Here is a 16,596-nt window from a genome sequence, read left to right on the forward strand (position 1 = left end):
TTCTATATCAAGAATGCACCCGTAAACACAAAAACGATAATCAGCCCGATCATCGAAAAGACAAATTTTCTTTTAAAGGAATGCATCATCATGAGCAGATTTTTTATATCCACCATCGCGCCAAATACTAAAAACGCAAGGATGGCCGACGTCCCGAACATCCCGTTGAAAGACGAAGCAATGAAGGCATCCGCCTCGGAACAGATCGACATAATAAAAGCAAGCAGCATCATAATTAGAATCGCCGCCATTTTTGTCTGCCCGAGCGACAGCAGCGTGCTCGTCCGGAAGAAGGTCTGCATTGCGGCAGAAATCAGGCCGCCAAACACGAGAAACTTCCCGACGGAAAAAAACTCATCAATCGCATGGTCGATCGTACCGGTGATTTTTTGCAGAAAATTCGGTTTATCATGTGCTTCGTGGTCATGCCCGTGGTGGTGCAATTTGGCCTCCACAAATTCGCGAAGCTGGTTTTCGGAAAAAAAATATGAAATCGCAATCGCGGTTAAAACAGCAGTAAAAATCGCCAGTCCGCAGCGAAGCAGTGCCATTTTCCAGGAATCGCCAAACGCGACAAACGTAGAAAAAATGACAACCGGGTTGATAATCGGCCCCGTCAGCATAAAAGCGATGGCGGCAGAAAGCGGGACATTTTTCCGGACAAGCCTTTCCGTAATCGGGACAATGCCGCATTCACAGGCTGGAAAAAGCGCGCCCATCCCGGTGCCGAACGCAATGGATAAAAAGCGGTTTTTCGGCATAACTTTTGCAATCATTTCCTCAGTGACAAACATCTGGATCACCGCTGAAATGAACACACCCAGCACAATAAAAGGCAACGCCTCGATGATAATGCTGATAAAAATGGTATTCATTTGCAATAAGGACTGGACCATAACGGCATATCGCACTCCTTTTTCTATCACACTCACAAAAAACTCTCCCAATAAGGATACTATAAGTCTTCATTGGCGTAAATGAAGAAAACCAGGAAATGGCGGGTAAGCAGGGAAACGATGGAAAAAAATGATTTCCAATTTGATGAAATCGATGCGATTCTATTACTTTTCGGATCGGACTGTGTTATGATAGTGTCAAATGAACTAGTATTGAGAACGTGAAGGGAATGAAGCAATTGCCGGTATCTATATTTGACTTTGGGTTGGTTGTTTCTGCCGGAGCTTTTGTTGCGCTGCTTAAGATCATTATGATCGATATCATTTTATCGGGCGACAATGCGGTTGTGATCGCCATGGCAACCCGGAAACTGCAGCGCGAACAACAAAACAAAGCGATTTTCTGGGGGACAGCCGGTGCGGTGATTTTAAGAATTCTGCTGGCAATGGCAATCGTTGCTTTGCTGAAAATTCCTTATGTAAATGTCATTGGCGGGCTTTTGCTTCTATGGATCGCATATAAAGTGCTCGGCGGCGGAGATGAAAATGTCCACGTCAGAGCAAAAAATGGGCTGCTGGTTTCGATTGGTACGATTATTATGGCTGATGCGATTATGAGCCTTGACAATGTAGTGGCGCTGGCCGGTGCTTCAAACGGACATATCGGCATGATTGCGCTCGGCGTTGCCATCAGTATTCCGGTCATGATCTTCGGTTCAAAGATGATTGTAAAAGCGATGAACCGTTACAGCTGGATTGCCTATGTCGGGTCCGCCATCCTCGCCTGGACGGCAGCAGAAATGCTCTTTAAAGATGAACAAATCCTGAAATGGTTGAATATATCACACGGGCCGGTAACATATACGATCGGCGGCATTCTTACGGTTTTGGTGTTGTTCCTTGGCTGGCTTTCGAACCGTAGGGCGGCGGTAAAGCAGGTTAAGCAAGTAAAACGGGATATAAAAAAGGACGTAAAGCAGGATGTGCAGCAGCGTGTCCATATCCATTAATGGCAAGCGCATGCGCCGTTCCCATTAAATGAACCCGGGCTAGGTTGGCCCGGGTTCTTTTTAGCGGTGGAACAAAATCAGTTTTCCTTCAGGGGATACGCAACGGTGCGTTTTCTCATCGACGCCTTTTTCTTTTAAAAGCGCCTCCCCTTTTTTCTTCGCTTCCGTATCATCCTGTGCTTCAAAACCTTCATCGAGAATCTTTTCTCCTGTCGGTTCAAAGGCAGTCAGTTTATAGTCGCGCATGTTTTCACTCCCCTTTGAATTGCGGCGCCCGCTTCTCTACAAAAGCGCGGATGCCTTCCTTGTGGTCTTTCGTCTGGCGCATTTTCCACTGTGCATGTTTTTCCAGTTCCAATGATTTATTGAAATCAGGGCGGTTCAGTTCCGTATAGATTTTTTTCGTTTTGATCATCGCGAGGACCGGTTTTTTCTGCCATTCTGTAATTTTTTGGTCAACGGCAAGCGCAAGATCGGGCACCGCTTCATCGATAATGCCCGTTTCGGCTGCCTCTTCAGCGGACATGACTTTTCCTTCCCAAATCACTTTTTTCGCCTTTTCCTGGCCGATCCGGCGCTGCAGCAAATAGTGGCCGCCACCGTCCGGCACAAGGCCGATCCCGATGAAGTTCATCGCGATTTTACTGTCCAAATCACTGATAATGGTATCACAGGCTAGGGCAAGGCTTAAGCCCAATCCTGCAGCAGCCCCATTAATCGCCGCAATGGTGAGTTTCGGCATGCCCACAAGAATGGAAACGGCTTCATTTATTTGGTTCATAAAAGAGGTGAACCCTTTCTCTTCCTCCATCGCCAGCATGGCTTTAATGTCCCCGCCTGCGGAGAATGCTTTGCCGTTTCCGGACAAGACGAGAATGTGAATGTCATCCTTCATCGCAATCGCTTTCAACGTGTCCGCCAGTTCCTTAATCATCTCCAAGTTCAGCGCATTCATTGCGTCCGGGCGGTTGAAATACAAATAGGCTGCCCCGTCTTTTTCCTCCACTTTGATCGTCTCATATGTTGAAATCACCGAGATCCCTCTCCCTTTGTTTTATTCTTCCTATTACTAGGATAGCGAAATATTCGGCAATTTCCAATACAAAATGACAGCTTTTTTAAAAATTCATCAAAAAAAAGAGGCTGCCGCCTAAAGCAAACAGCCCCTTCCATCCTTATTTCAGCAGTTTCATTTTTTTCAAAAAGTCGATCGGCTGCTGTTTCCGGAAATGCTCTTTTACCATATAAGACACCCCGTTTTCATTGTTAGAACGGGTCACCCAGTCTGACGCGTTTTTGACAGCGGGATGCGCATTTCCCATCGCAACGCCGAGCCCAGCCCACTCGACAAGCGGGAGATCATCAAGGCCCGAACCGATTACGACCACTTCCTCACGACGGATGTTCATCCGGTCGCATACATATAAAAGCCCGCGAAGCTTGGAAATACCAGCCGGCACAATATCCAGCTTCCCGTTTCCGCAAAAAATACAATCCACTTCATGGAACATATTGGCAATCGCTTTTTTAGCTGCCTGAATGTCCTCTCCGTCAGAAAAAATCACTTCGATTTTGGGCGGGGAAAGCGGCGTTTGTTCCAGTTTTGCCGATAAATCGTCCACATATTGTTCTGCATAAGAAAACGGATTGGACGTTTGATAAATGACTTTTCCCATCAACTTATTCGGATGCTTCACTCTGTTAGACAATGTAAACCGCTCGGAAACAAGGCGGATTTGGGCGTGAAACCCTTCCAAAAAGCGCACAAGGTCACGGGTGGCCTCTTCGCTGATCCTTCTGACAAAAATCGGTTTATCCAGTTCACTGGCAATATAAGCGCCCTGGTGCGTGATTAAGGAAGAATGCAGCTTCAGCCATTTGGCAATCCGGTGGGCCGAAGCGAAATTTTTTGACGTAATGAGCGTCACCGCAATGCCTTTTGCACCTGCATATTCGATTGCTTCTTTCGTTGTTTTGCCGAGCCGGCCGTTATCCTGCAGCAATGTTCCCTCAATATTTAACGCCAGCATTTTATAGATCATGGATGCTCCCCCTCTTCATGATGCTCCCGGCTGCCGGGCTGATTTCTCACACAGCCTGCTTTCTTTTACAGATGTATGAGAAAAAAGGGGGAAATAGAACTTTCCGGCTCCATTCTTCTATTTTCCGGCGTACAAATCTTCGACAGGCCTCATCAGCACCTGGTTGATTTCGCTGAGCAGATCGCTTAGCCGCTGTTCAGCGCCGATCAACTGCATAATGGCGGGATTTGACTGGACCGCTTGCATGGCAGCCTGCGCCTGTTTTTCATCTTCTTCTGTAACCGGAAGCCCCTGCATTTGTTTATCTTGCAAATTGAGTTGAAGCTGCCTGAAACGGTCAAACAATGCTCTCGCCTGGCCGTTTGACCGAACATTTTCGTACGCCTGCTTCAATGCAGCAAATTCATGGCTTTCCCGAATTCCTTTTTCAAGCATACGCGCGTACTCATTTAAATGGGATGGCATATAACTCCTCCTTATCAAATTTTATTCGTCACGGATGGTTTCACGGTTTTGACGCGTTACACAAGCAGCGGCCGGGCCGCCTGAAACCTGTCACAGAAATGCCGGAATACATAGGTTTCCTGTTTTCTCTTTCCTGCACGAAAAGCAGGATCAGGCCGGCCTTATGCCAACAATGCGCCGGAGCTTGCTTCCTTTATACAAGCAGCACGATCACCCCCTGAACGATCCCAATCAGGCCGCCCAGTAACGCGCCAAGATACGTAATCATTGAAAATTCGCGGGCGGTAATGCCAAGAATCAGACTTTCCAGGCGCTCAATCGGAAAAGATTCCACTTCCTGGCGCACAAGATCCGCTACCTGCAGCTTCCGGATGATCAAATGCACGTTTTCGCTAATAAGGTGCAGCGCTTTTTCCGCCAATACAGGGATCCATTCTTCTTCAATTTTATTCCGGTACCGGGCAACAAATGCCTGGACGGGTGTGTCCAAAAAACGTTCGACAGGGAGGAGAGACAATACATTTTTCTCCAGCCATCCGCTTATTTCTTCATCCGGCAAATCCGGCAAAAGTTCCCCGGCCTGTTTTGCTTTCAGGCCGTTCCATTCCCTTTCCAGCATTTCCGCCATGGTTGCTTTCATTCCAGGTTCCTGGAGCGCCCGGATGATCTCAGGCTGAATTTTATCGGCAATCGAAGTATTTCCGATAAAACGTTTCACCATCGCGCCGATCATGCCGCGGTCATCGAGAAAATGGCTAATCATCCCTTCAATTTTCGTGCGGCCTGCAGGGCTCGAAATGTATTCACTAATCCTTGCAATGATCAAATCCGCCAAAACAGGGATTTTTTCTTCGGCTTTTTTGATCACGGCTTCGGGCAGCAGTGCTTCAAGCGTTTGAGGTGCGATATGTTGTTTTGCCTGCCCGTAACGGGTGCGGATGAATGCTTTGATCCCGGTTTGCACACGCTCCGCCGACAAATCCACTTTAAAAAAACGAGCCATTTGCGGGGCTGTCCAACTCATCTCCAGCCATTTCAAAAAAGTATCCGTCATCCATCGGGCCGTCTCTTTCCGAAACCCGGGCGACAACAGCTTTTTTTCGATGCTTTCCGGGGTGACCAGATGACGCACCACCATTTCGCCGAGCTGTTTCGCAATTTCTTCGCGCCTTTTCGGAATCAACCCGGGCGTGAACGGAAGCCGCCAATTTTTAATATAAATCGCCTCATACGGCCGAAACAGCATTTTAATGGCCAGATAATTTGTGAATCCGCCGATCACTGCCCCCACGACAGTCATAAACAAAATTTCCAAAAATGCATGCATACACAATCATCCCTCATTGTTTTCGTTGTGAAATTTTTTCCAAAGAAGCACGGGAAGTTTCCAGCCCGCTATGCGGACACAACCGTTGATTTTGGTTCTATGCTGCGGAAAACCGCAAACTTAATGAAAAAATACCCTTTTTTGCGGCCGGGTATTTCTAAAATCAGCTATTTTTTTTGAACCGATTTTCTGTACTAATCATAAGATATCAGCAAAAGCCCAATAAAGTCAAAAATGGACCGTGTTCGTGCCCGTGTTTTCAGGAGGAAGGGAGGGAACGGATTGGCATCAACCATTGCATTCCGGCATGACGATGAAATGAAAGGCGCGGCGGCGGAAATTCCACGGGCGCTCCTTTCCTTTTTGCACATTTTAAATGGCGGGCTCACCATCCGGTTCGGCGGAAAAACAGCCACGGCAAAAGTGGAAACCAATGCATCCGGCAAAACGGTGATGATGCTCTCTGCGGATGGTTACAAACATCTGAAGCTCCCTGTTCCGCCCGCACGGATGAGAGCCTTCTGCCGGCAGGGAGTGCTTGAACTTGGCCCGGTAATTGCCGTCCTGACAGAACTCACTGGCAGTGCCCCTTCCGAAAACATTCGGCCATTTTGCGAAGAACTGCACCACCTGCTCGAAAAAGAAGGCGGCTACCTTTTTGTAGAAGGCTTGGATTCCCGTGCCGGTACCGGCTGCACGTTTTCCGACGACCGTTGGAAAACAAGGGAAGTGCCGGAACCGGACATCGTCTATAACCGCATTCACTCCAGGCTGGCTGAAAAAAGCCGTCAGTTTGAGAAAAAAACAGCGGCGTACAAAGAAAAGGGAATCGATTTTTTTAACGCCAAGTATTTAACAAAAATGGAAGTTTACGAATGCCTTTATGCAAACCGATTTTTGCGGCCGTATTTACCGGAAACTTGCCGGTACGGGCCAGCGTGCCTTGCGGAAAAACTTGAGGCATCAAGCGTCCTGTATGTCAAGCCCGAAAACGGAAGCCAGGGGCGCGGCATCATCCGGATTGAAAAAAAAGAAGGCCGGTTCCTCCTTGACCATAATACGCACAAGGAAAACAGTTTGCCGGAAGTTGCGGAAAATGTGGAAGACACCGTTAAAAAAATGGACCAACTCACCGGAAACCTTCCGTATATCCTTCAACAAGGCATTCCATTGCTTTCGGCAGATGGAAGGCAAACCGATTTCCGGTTTCTTGTCTGGAGAACCGGCGCAAAAAACGATTGGCAGATCGCGTCATCCCTCGCAAGAACAGCGGCAGATGATGCGATTGTATCAAACCTCTCACAAGGAGGGCTTCCGGCAAAACCGGTGCCGCTGATCTTCCATCATTTTGGAAAGGAAAAAGGCCGGCTTGTGCTGGAACTCATGCACGAGCTGGCGGAAGCCGCCGCCATCACGCTCTGTTCTGCCGGAAACGGGCATTTTGCGGAATTCGGGATCGATATAGGCGTGGACCGGGAAGGAAAACCGTGGGTTATTGAAGCAAACGTTAAGCCGTCTAAGGCCGCGTTTGGCGTATCCCGCGGCGGCATCCGCCCATCCGTAAAAGCACTTTACCGTTACGGTTTATTTCTATGGACTGAAAGGGGAATGGAACATGCCGGATAAATTAGGCATTCTAACGCTGGATCCTGCTTCCCGGCAGGAATATTTTGACCAAATGGCACATGAATCAAAAAAATACGGGACCGATCTTTATTCATTCTCCCCCCTTGATTTACTGCCCGGCACGCAGAAAGCAAAAGGGCTCCATTTTGACACTGCAAGCGGCATATGGAAAGAAGAAGTTTTCCAAATTCCGGAATTCCTTTATGACCGCTGCTTTTACGGTGAAGACCAGCCATCAAAAGATGCCAAAAAAATTGTCGCATGGCTGAAAGAACGGAAAGACCTTACCTTTCTCGGATACGGGCTGCCGAATAAAGCCATGCTTTATGACCGCCTAAAGGAAATTCCGGAGATCTCTCCGTATTTGCCGGAGACAGTAAAGGCGGACAGCACGGGAACGGTTTTGCGGGAGCTGAACAAATACCTTTCCATTATTTTAAAACCGGCAAACGGTGCGCATGGTTATGCGGTATATTCCCTCGAAAAGAGAACGGGCGGACTGCTTGTGAGTACGACGAAAAACGGCAGTCTTATATCGCGGAACTTCGACCGTTTGGATCAATTTCAAGCTTGGCTCAATCAGCTGCTTGGAAAGCATGATTTTCTCATTCAGGCAAGGATTGACAATATGGACCGGAAAAACCGGCCTTTTGATCTCCGCATCTTTTTGCAAAAAGACAGCCGCGGCGAGTGGCAGGAAGTGGCGCGGGGCATCCGTACCGGCATGGAAAACGGCATTCTAACCAATTTGAGCGCAGGGGCAAGCCTCTCAACATACGAGAACTGGCAACGCGAAACGCCGCATTTTAATCACGTCTATATCAGCCAGGAAATCTCTGACATCATCAGCACCTTGCCGGCTGTTTTGGAAGAAACTTTTCAACCGCTGTTTGAGCTGGGGATCGATCTGCTCATTGCGGGAGACCAATCGATCTGGATACTCGACATCAATTCGAAACCGGGCAGGAAAATGGTCAGCCTTCTCCATCCGGAAAAAACCGGGCAAATGGCTGAAGCCCCGCTTGCCTACTGCCGGCATTTACAGGAAACCGGAAGCCGCGCGCGGGCAAATATCGAAACTGTATAGCACGAAGCTGAAAATGAAACGAGGTGTTTTGCAAATGGCTAGAAAATATAAAATCGAGTTTTTTGAGGCATCCGACCCGATCCTGTACACGCCGCAAAGCCTTCCGATACTTGAACACACCGACAAAGTGGCTTTCGGCTCTAAGATCGCTGCCGCAAAAATCGAACCGCATCCAAATGGCCGCAATGTTTTTTCCGTCTCAAGCGCACTTGCCGGTGAACTGAGAATGCCCGCCTTTTTAACGGTTCTTCACTGTTTCCAAAACAGCGATATCCTAATGCTCGGCCCGCTTGTCGGCATTTTTACGGCCGGCTTCACCCCTTTTGAAAACCGGCCGGCCGGCGCAAGGTCAGCGTGGTTTGCAAAACTTCTTTCCGCCCAGCCGGACGCCGGTGTTGTGCCGTTTTTATTCGGCGAACAGCATATAGATTGGGAACAGGGTGTGATCACCGGCTACTTTTACGGGAAAGCGGGCTGGGAAAAACAGGAAGTTCCATTTCCCAATGCCATTTACGACCGGCTCCCGAACCGGAAGAGTGAAAAACTTGTAAATGCGCAGAAAATTAAAGAAAAATTGGAAAATGAATATTTCATTCCATGGTACAATCCCGGTTTTTTCAACAAACTAGAAATTCACGAGCGGCTGTTTCAAGATCCGGATGTGCGCCCATATTTGCCGGAAACAAACCCGCTCACCTCTTTTCATCAAATTGAACGGATGCTGTCTGACTACGGGATGGTCTATATCAAACCGGTGAATGGCAGCCTTGGCCTCGGCGTCCATCAAATCCTTTACCACCATGCTTCCGGTGCGTATTATTGCCGGTACCGGGACACTGGCAACCGATTGTTAAAATTCAGCAGCCTTGAAAACTTAATGAACCGTGTTTTTTCCAAAAAGCAATGGAACCGGCTGCTTGTCCAGCAGGGCATTTTTCTCGTAACAGACGGAGGGCGGCCGGTTGATTTCCGGGTCCATACCAATAAAGACGGGGATGGAAACTGGGTCGTTACAGCAATCGCGGCAAAAGTGGCCGGCCCGGGAAGCCCGACAACGCATGTGAGAAGCGGCGGATTAATTAAAACACTTCCCGAGCTTACGGAAAACCCTGAACAACAGGAGATGTACCGGCATGCACTGGAAACAGCCGCCCTCAAACTTTCCCGTGCCATCGATGAACATGTCGAAGGAATCTTTGGAGAAATCGGGTTTGACCTCGGCATCAGTACGGACGGAAAAGTATGGCTGTTTGAAGCCAATTCAAAGCCCGGGCGCTCCATTTTCAACCATCCGTTCATGAAGGCGTGCGATTTATTGACGCGCAAAATGAGCTTATCATTTGCCGTTTATTTGACGGAACGGCAGGTGCAGTCACCAGGGGAAATGTTCCCATGACCGTCATCTGGTTTGACCGCAAGGAAAAAATGTTTAAGCGCACTACCCCGTCCCCGCTTTTTTGGGGAAAAGAAGCGGAACTGATTCCTTTCTCCGCGAAACCCGGTGAGGAAACGCCTCACCGCCTGATGTTAAAAGGAGTATCGGCCGGCCCCCTTATCGGGATACTTATCAGTAAATCAAAGAAAGCCATCAGCGGAGATCGTGATTTTTTTATCGCCATTCAACAAGCATTGCAGGAAAAACAGGGCGGTCTGTCTTTTTTATTCAGCCTTGCCGATATTTCAGCACATATTACCGGTGTGTTTTGGGATGTAAAACAAGAAAAATGGCACAGGGCAATGTTCCCGCTTCCGGACGTGGTTTATAACCGGATCCGGAAGCGGGAGGAAGAATCGGGCGAAGATTTCCACCGCTTCACCACGCTTCTCCGGCAAAAAAGGATTCCTTTTTTCAACCCGCATTTTTTAAATAAATATGATGTGTACGAAAAATTGAAGCAGGACCCGGCGATTGCTGGTTTTCTTCCGGAAATGGCGCTTATTTCTGATGAAGACAGCTTGCACGCTTTTTTATTGACGCACAAGGATGTCTATATCAAGCCCGCCGCCCGTTCGCAAGGATACGGCATCCGCCGCATTGTAGAGGGACCCTGTGAGACATGGACATTTTACACGCCCCAATCCGCCCGCTTGCCCGCCAGCTTTTCGGATGTGTGGCAGGAGATTGGCCTGCTTGCGGAAAAAGAAACGTACATTGTCCAAGAAACCGTGCCAACATTATTGCTTGATGGTCGGAAATATGACTACCGTGTCCACGTCCATTACGACGGAACAGGTTACCGGGTTACCGGCATCGGCGTGCGGGTTGCCCGCCCCGGCGGCATGACAACCCATACGGCAAAGGGCGGGGAAACGCTGGTGCTATCTTCCCGGGAAAAAACGGAGATTGAAAAAAAGCTTGCGCCGCTCATTTCAGCATGCGGCAATGCTTTAGCGGAATCATACGGCTTTTTCGGGGAATTTACCGCTGACATCGCACCCGGCAATGAAGACAGCTTTTATTTGTTTGAACTGAATGCGAAACCAATGTCCTTTGATGAACCTGAAATTGAAACAGCAAAAACCCAGAAACTTGCCGATTTGTTTTATGCCGTTACCGGATTTTTGGCAAAATGATTCCCTCCCTTTAAAAAAATTGAGTAAAATAGACTATATCCAATGAAAAACTGAGGGGTCCAAACATGCTGGAAAGATTAAAAACGAGGTATCCAAATGCTTGCATTGCAAGTGAACCGATTGCGGCGAAACCTTTGTTGTGGTTTTGGATGGAAGAAGAAAAACGGTATTTCGGGATTGATCCGGTCGAATTGACACCGGAAGAAACGCTGCTGTTAAAGACATTATTCCCAAAATTTCAAGAAAATACTGCCGGCACGACAAGCGAAGCATCCAAATGGTATGACTACCTGTTTTTGCCGGATGCCGATGCCCCTGTCCATGACGGCGTATATCGCGTTACACAATTTGTGCTGGCAAAAGCAGGGTCGGATGTATCCGGCGTTCAGGAAGCTATCAAAAACATGTTTGTGCCTGATGTCTTGGTGATTGTGACCAATCAGCTAGAAGGCATTGTGATTGAAGAAAAAAGTGAAACAATTGCAACCAAAGACGATCTGACGGCATCCATCCGTGCGTTTGAAGGGGATTTCTACACCCCTGTTTTGCTGTATTTAGGCGAATTTCAGGAAATGGCAGCATTAAAGCACCACTTCTCATTCGAACGCCGGCTTTTCGAATTTGCCAAAAGCCGCCGGAAAACGTCCGCTTTGTTCACGGTTCATTCCCTGCTTCCCCTTTATTTGCTGTCTAATTTGCCTGAAAGTGAAAAGGGCCTGCTCTTTCAATCCCTGCACGGGCTGTTTGAAGAAGACCGGGAAATGGGGCAAACGATCAAACGGTATCTTGAAAATTTTGCGAATGCCAGCCTGACGGCAAAACAATTATTCATCCACCGCAATTCCTTGCAGTACCGGATTGAAAAATTCGAAGAAAAAACGGGTTTGAATTTAAAACATTTTACAGATGCGATCTTTGCGTATTTCGCCTGTCTCGAAACCTTTGGCGGCTAACCCCTCCGATAAGTCTTGCGTGATCTGCCTTGGGATGGAAATAGGCCCGTTTTACAAAAAATGGTTGTATCAAGTGTGGCATGCCGGCATCAGCTCCCATGTTGTAATGAATGCGGCAACCAGAAGAATGGAAAACGAGCTGCTTTTACATTGCCAGGATCCCGGCTCTCTCATTTCACTGCGTCAATCTGCCGGGAAAACCGTGTGGGCAGGGTGCCGAAAATCGCCCTGCATTTTTTGTGCATTCTGACGTTCCCCTTATGAAAGGGTTTTCTTTATAATAAAGACAACTTATAACGGGGGAGGATTTTACGATGACAGAACTTGCGCTTGAGCATATTTATAAGATTTACGACAATAATGTAACCGCTGTATCCGATTTTAACCTACATATTAATGACAAGGAATTCATTGTATTTGTCGGTCCTTCCGGCTGCGGGAAATCGACGACGCTCAGGATGATTGCCGGGCTTGAAGAAATTTCAAAAGGCGATTTATACATGGATGGCAAACGGGTGAACGATGTCGCGCCGAAAGATCGTGATATCGCGATGGTATTCCAGAACTACGCGCTTTATCCGCATATGACGGTATACGACAATATGGCATTCGGGCTGAAACTCCGCAAAGTGCCGAAAGCGGAAATTGACAAGCGGGTACAGGAAGCCGCAAAAATTCTTGGCCTTGAAGAATATTTAAAACGGAAACCAAAAGCTTTATCAGGCGGACAAAGGCAACGGGTTGCCCTCGGCCGTGCAATTGTACGGGATGCAAAGGTCTTCCTCATGGACGAACCTTTATCAAATCTGGACGCAAAATTGCGGGTGCAAATGCGGGCCGAAATTGCCCGGCTTCACCAGCGGCTGCAAACGACGACCATTTATGTGACGCATGACCAGACGGAAGCAATGACGATGGCTTCGAGGATTGTCGTCATGAAAGATGGTGTCATCCAGCAAGTCGGAACGCCGCGTGAAGTATACGACTCACCTGCTAACCTATTCGTCGCCGGTTTTATCGGCTCACCAGCGATGAACTTCTTCCGCGGTAAACTGGATAACGGCAAATTCCACTTAAACGAATCAGTTCAGATTGATGTGCCGGAAGGAAAAATGAAACACTTGAAAAGCCATATCGGGAAAGATGTCATCCTCGGCGTCCGCCCCGAAGACATCCACGATGAACCTGTTTTCATTGAGACTATGCCGGGCGCTACCATCAAAGCCACGATTGATGTTTCCGAACTTCATGGCGCTGAAACAATGCTTTATTCCAGAATCAACGGGCAAGAGTTTATCTCCCGCATCGATTCCAGGACGGTTGTCAAACCGGGTGACGAAATTACGCTCGGGCTTGATATGAACAAAGCCCATTTCTTCGATGCTGAAACAGAATTAAGGATTGGGTGAACAGAAATGCCGGCTGCTGGTTGCAGCCGGCATTTTTTCACTGCAAAAATCACCAGCGATTACCAGCCAGGAACCAGTATAATTAAAATTTTTTCCTCCATAATACGTAGTACATCGATCAAATTCCGCTGGGTTCAACCAAGAAGGTGGCGGGGAATTCCCCGCTTGCTGGTGCAATTCCAGCCGACCCAACCAAAAACTCACAACGAGGAGATGACACAGATGGCAAACAACAGCAATTCAAACCAATTGTTAGTTTCCGGTGCTGAGCAGGCTCTCGACCAAATGAAATACGAAATTGCACAAGAATTCGGCGTAAACCTCGGCGCAGATACGACATCCCGCGCGAACGGATCTGTCGGGGGAGAAATTACAAAACGCCTTGTGCAAATGGCTGAACAACAACTTGGTGGTACTTTCCATTCGTAATAAAACAAACCAATAAAATGGCTGAAAAAAAAGGGGGGCAATCGCCTCCCTTTTTATCAGTGATTTAAATTGACCATTTTTTCCGGCACAATCCACTCCTCATATTGTTCTTCGGTTACATAACCTGTTTTAATGGCGGCTTCTTTCAGCGTCGTACCTTCCTTGAAAGCAAGTTTCGCGATTTGGGCCGCTTTTTCATAACCGATATGCGGATTTAAGGCCGTCACCAGCATGAGGGAACGATTAACATTTTCCTGGATCGTTTCTACATTCGGTTCGATGCCGCGCACGCATCTTTCATCAAATGACTTCATCGCATCGCCGAGCAGATGGACGGACTGTAGGAAATTGTATATAATTACCGGTTTAAATACATTTAATTCAAAGTTGCCCTGGCTCGCGGCAAACCCGATTGCGGCGTCATTCCCGAATACCTGGACCGCTACCATCGTCAACGCTTCGCACTGGGTCGGGTTGACTTTGCCAGGCATAATCGAGCTGCCCGGTTCATTGGCCGGGATCGTAATCTCACCGATTCCGCTTCTCGGCCCGCTTGCAAGCCATCTGACATCATTGGCCATTTTCATTAAATCTGCAGCAAGCCCTTTTAATGCCCCGTGGACATGAACGATTTCGTCATGGCTTGTGAGTGCATGGAATTTGTTATCAGAAGAAACAAACGGGTAGCCGGTCTGTCTTTCTAGTTCTTCCGCAACTTTATCACCGAAAGTCGGGTCCGCATTAATGCCGGTGCCGACAGCCGTGCCGCCGATCGCCAGGTTCAAAATATGTTTTGCACTTTCTTTGATCATGCGTTCGCTTTTTTCCAGCATGGCACGCCAGCCGCTGATTTCCTGGCCGAGAGTAAGCGGGGTTGCATCCTGCAAATGCGTGCGCCCGATTTTAATAATTTTCATGTACGCTTTTTCTTTTTCAAGCAGCGTTTCTTTCAGCTGTTCCAGCGGCGGCAACAGCCTTGTCTGTAGTTCATGGTAGGCAGCAATATGCATTGCAGTCGGGAACGTATCGTTCGAGCTTTGCGACATATTCACATCATCGTTCGGATGGACGTGTTCAGTACTATTTTCTCCGGAAAGAATTTCGTTTGCCCTTCTTGCCACCACTTCATTCACATTCATGTTTGACTGGGTGCCGCTGCCTGTTTGCCAGACAACAAGCGGAAAATGTTCATCAAATTTCCCGTCCAGCACTTCTTCACAAGCTTGGACAATCGCCTTCATTTTGGCATCCGATAATTTGCCGAGGCGATTGTTGCTGACGGCAGCCGCTTTTTTCAAATGGGCAAAAGCGCGGATCACTTCCATCGGCATTTTTTCCCCGCCGATCGGGAAGTTTTCCTTGCTGCGCTGCGTTTGTGCCCCCCAATATTTGTCCCGCGGCACTTTCATTTCTCCGAGTGTGTCTTTTTCAATTCGGTACTCCACTTTCTTCCCCTCCTGTATGTGCTTACATTTGAGTTTTGCAAAACGGTGGAAACGGTGGCAAGCCTAAAAAACTTGCCGGTATGTAGCTGCAAGTTTATTTTACTATAAATTCCCGCAAAGCAACACCTCAACGCTCGCGAGTCGCTGATCAATTCCTTTTTGAAAACAATTTTCAGGAATGAAACTTGCACCAAAAAAGCGGCATATCCGTTCACGAGCCGGCCAATGCCGTACATTTACCGTTTGCCGGTATCACAGTCCTGAAAAAATGCCTGCCACTCTCCGGATTTGCCGGATTGTAACAGACATCATTCCCCGCTAACGACCGCTTGAACGGCACCCCTGCTGACTCAGGCCGGCCGTTTTTTCAATGCATTGCGGGTCGCTACCGCCCTGAGCAGCCTGTTCGCAATGGTGTGCATTTATTTTATTTCATATATTCGCGAAATCAAAATAAAAATTCGGCAGCTTCAATACTTGTCCTGCTTTGTCTCCAGTTGCTGTTTTATTTTTTCCACTTCTGTCTGGCTCAGGCCGGTTTTTTCTACAATTAATTGAAGCTCCGTACCTGCCAGCAACATTTTGATGGCAATTGGAATCGTTTGTAACAATTCTTTTCTTTCTTCTTCCCTTCCTTCTTCTCTTCCCTTCTCTACTCCTATTTCAATTCCTTTCTTATACCCGCGATCAAAGTAAGAATTCGGCAGCTTTAATACTTGCTCTGCTTCGTCATAACTCGGGTTCAAGGCTTTTCCCCTTCTATCTGCCTTTTGATTTTCATGATCTCATCTTCACTCAAGCCGGATGCTTGGGCAATGACCTTCACATCCACTTGATTTTTCAACAAGTTAACAATAAATCTTCTTAACCTTTCTTCCCCTTCTTCCCTTCCTTCTTCTCTGCCTTCCTCTTTCCCCTTCTTATACCCGCGGTCAAAATAGGAATTCGGCAGCTTCAATACTTGCTCCGCTTCGTCCGGATCCAGCATTTTAATGTTTTCCATTACTTCCGCCTCCTCTTTTTCGTTCAATTTTAAATAATAATCAAAGAAACCGTGTAACAGCCTCATTTTTGCAGGGTCGAGTTCCATCCGGGCCAGCATCCGCAGAAACTCCAGTTTGACCTGCACCCGTTCTTTTATTGTATACCCCATTTTGCTCAGCAATGCTGCAGCCACGGGATTGTTGCTCCTGGTATAATCTCTCCAGATTCTATTAATCACATGAATGGATAAATAGAGAAAACGAAGAATTTCGATGATGTGGACGGCAACGGTGTACGGAACGGGGGGCGCTGTTTACTCGAAAGAACACAATAAGGCCCTCGCCAATAC

The 16,596-nt window shown here is 47.7% G+C and carries 16 protein-coding genes and 1 pseudogene; 8 read left to right on the top strand and 9 right to left on the bottom strand.

Annotated elements, in window-relative coordinates; all coding sequences use genetic code 11:
• Positions 1 to 2: 2 nt before the first annotated feature.
• Entirely contained in the window at positions 3 to 896 is an 894-nt protein-coding gene (locus tag P9687_RS09355) for a permease (RefSeq protein WP_179234808.1), read from the bottom strand.
• A gap of 230 nt (positions 897 to 1,126) precedes the next feature.
• Here P9687_RS09355 and P9687_RS09360 point away from each other — a divergent pair, with 230 nt between their 5' ends.
• Positions 1,127 to 1,906, top strand: a complete 780-nt coding sequence (locus tag P9687_RS09360; protein WP_035189400.1) for a TerC family protein — start codon at positions 1,127 to 1,129, stop codon at positions 1,904 to 1,906.
• A gap of 60 nt (positions 1,907 to 1,966) precedes the next feature.
• On the opposite strand, the gene P9687_RS09365 is transcribed toward P9687_RS09360, so the two are convergent.
• The 5 genes from P9687_RS09365 to P9687_RS09385 form a co-directional block, all read right to left on the bottom strand.
• On the bottom strand, positions 1,967 to 2,152 hold the full coding sequence (locus P9687_RS09365) for a YhzD family protein (RefSeq protein WP_014095804.1): 186 nt from the start codon (positions 2,150 to 2,152) through the stop codon (positions 1,967 to 1,969).
• Positions 2,153 to 2,156: 4 nt separating this feature from the next.
• On the bottom strand, positions 2,157 to 2,939 hold the full coding sequence (locus P9687_RS09370; RefSeq protein ID WP_046720966.1) for an enoyl-CoA hydratase: 783 nt from the start codon (positions 2,937 to 2,939) through the stop codon (positions 2,157 to 2,159).
• Positions 2,940 to 3,081: 142 nt separating this feature from the next.
• On the bottom strand, positions 3,082 to 3,948 hold the full coding sequence (locus tag P9687_RS09375) for a Cof-type HAD-IIB family hydrolase (RefSeq protein ID WP_026684713.1): 867 nt from the start codon (positions 3,946 to 3,948) through the stop codon (positions 3,082 to 3,084).
• A 117-nt stretch (positions 3,949 to 4,065) separates the two neighbouring features.
• A complete protein-coding gene (locus P9687_RS09380; RefSeq protein ID WP_026684714.1) occupies positions 4,066 to 4,413 on the bottom strand; it encodes a YlbF family regulator in 348 nt (115 codons plus the stop codon).
• Positions 4,414 to 4,606: 193 nt separating this feature from the next.
• Positions 4,607 to 5,740 carry a DUF445 domain-containing protein gene (locus tag P9687_RS09385; protein ID WP_017550233.1) on the bottom strand — a complete coding sequence of 378 codons (1,134 nt, stop codon included), beginning with the start codon at positions 5,738 to 5,740 and terminating at the stop codon, positions 4,607 to 4,609.
• Between the two features lie 282 nt (positions 5,741 to 6,022).
• Between P9687_RS09385 and P9687_RS09390 the strand changes: the two genes are divergently transcribed.
• The 7 genes from P9687_RS09390 to P9687_RS09420 all read left to right on the top strand — a co-directional run bounded on the left by P9687_RS09390 (position 6,023) and on the right by P9687_RS09420 (position 13,818).
• Positions 6,023 to 7,366, top strand: coding sequence for a YheC/YheD family endospore coat-associated protein (locus tag P9687_RS09390; protein ID WP_046720967.1), 1,344 nt, complete (start codon positions 6,023 to 6,025; stop codon positions 7,364 to 7,366).
• Positions 7,356 to 8,453: a YheC/YheD family endospore coat-associated protein gene (locus tag P9687_RS09395; protein WP_046720968.1), complete on the top strand. Its 1,098-nt coding sequence runs from the start codon at positions 7,356 to 7,358 to the stop codon at positions 8,451 to 8,453. The genes P9687_RS09390 and P9687_RS09395 overlap by 11 nt, the downstream gene beginning before the upstream one ends.
• A gap of 34 nt (positions 8,454 to 8,487) precedes the next feature.
• A complete protein-coding gene (locus P9687_RS09400; RefSeq protein WP_046720969.1) occupies positions 8,488 to 9,849 on the top strand; it encodes a YheC/YheD family endospore coat-associated protein in 1,362 nt (453 codons plus the stop codon).
• Positions 9,846 to 11,027 (top strand): YheC/YheD family endospore coat-associated protein, encoded by a 1,182-nt coding sequence (locus P9687_RS09405; protein ID WP_046720970.1) that lies wholly within the window; start codon positions 9,846 to 9,848, stop codon positions 11,025 to 11,027. Before P9687_RS09400 ends, P9687_RS09405 begins: the two co-directional genes overlap by 4 nt.
• Before the next feature lie 65 nt (positions 11,028 to 11,092).
• Positions 11,093 to 11,980: a helix-turn-helix domain-containing protein gene (locus P9687_RS09410; RefSeq protein WP_046720971.1), complete on the top strand. Its 888-nt coding sequence runs from the start codon at positions 11,093 to 11,095 to the stop codon at positions 11,978 to 11,980.
• Between the two features lie 314 nt (positions 11,981 to 12,294).
• Positions 12,295 to 13,389, top strand: coding sequence for an ABC transporter ATP-binding protein (locus P9687_RS09415; protein ID WP_014095814.1), 1,095 nt, complete (start codon positions 12,295 to 12,297; stop codon positions 13,387 to 13,389).
• 222 nt (positions 13,390 to 13,611) lie between these two features.
• On the top strand, positions 13,612 to 13,818 hold the full coding sequence (locus P9687_RS09420; RefSeq protein ID WP_014095815.1) for an alpha/beta-type small acid-soluble spore protein: 207 nt from the start codon (positions 13,612 to 13,614) through the stop codon (positions 13,816 to 13,818).
• A gap of 56 nt (positions 13,819 to 13,874) precedes the next feature.
• On the opposite strand, the gene fumC is transcribed toward P9687_RS09420, so the two are convergent.
• The 3 genes and pseudogenes from fumC to P9687_RS09435 form a co-directional block, all read right to left on the bottom strand.
• A complete protein-coding gene (gene fumC, locus P9687_RS09425) occupies positions 13,875 to 15,263 on the bottom strand; it encodes a class II fumarate hydratase (RefSeq protein WP_026684722.1) in 1,389 nt (462 codons plus the stop codon).
• Positions 15,264 to 15,733: 470 nt separating this feature from the next.
• Complete coding sequence (locus tag P9687_RS09430) at positions 15,734 to 16,009, bottom strand: hypothetical protein (RefSeq protein WP_014095817.1); 276 nt, start codon at positions 16,007 to 16,009, stop codon at positions 15,734 to 15,736.
• Positions 16,006 to 16,560: pseudogene (locus P9687_RS09435) on the bottom strand (DUF4351 domain-containing protein); the annotation flags it as partial. The gene P9687_RS09430 and the pseudogene P9687_RS09435, both read right to left, overlap by 4 nt.
• Positions 16,561 to 16,596 lie beyond the last annotated feature (36 nt).

The organism is Weizmannia sp. CD-2023, from assembly GCF_036225245.1.
GTDB classification, from domain to species: Bacteria; Bacillota; Bacilli; order Bacillales; family Bacillaceae_C; genus Weizmannia; species Weizmannia faecalis.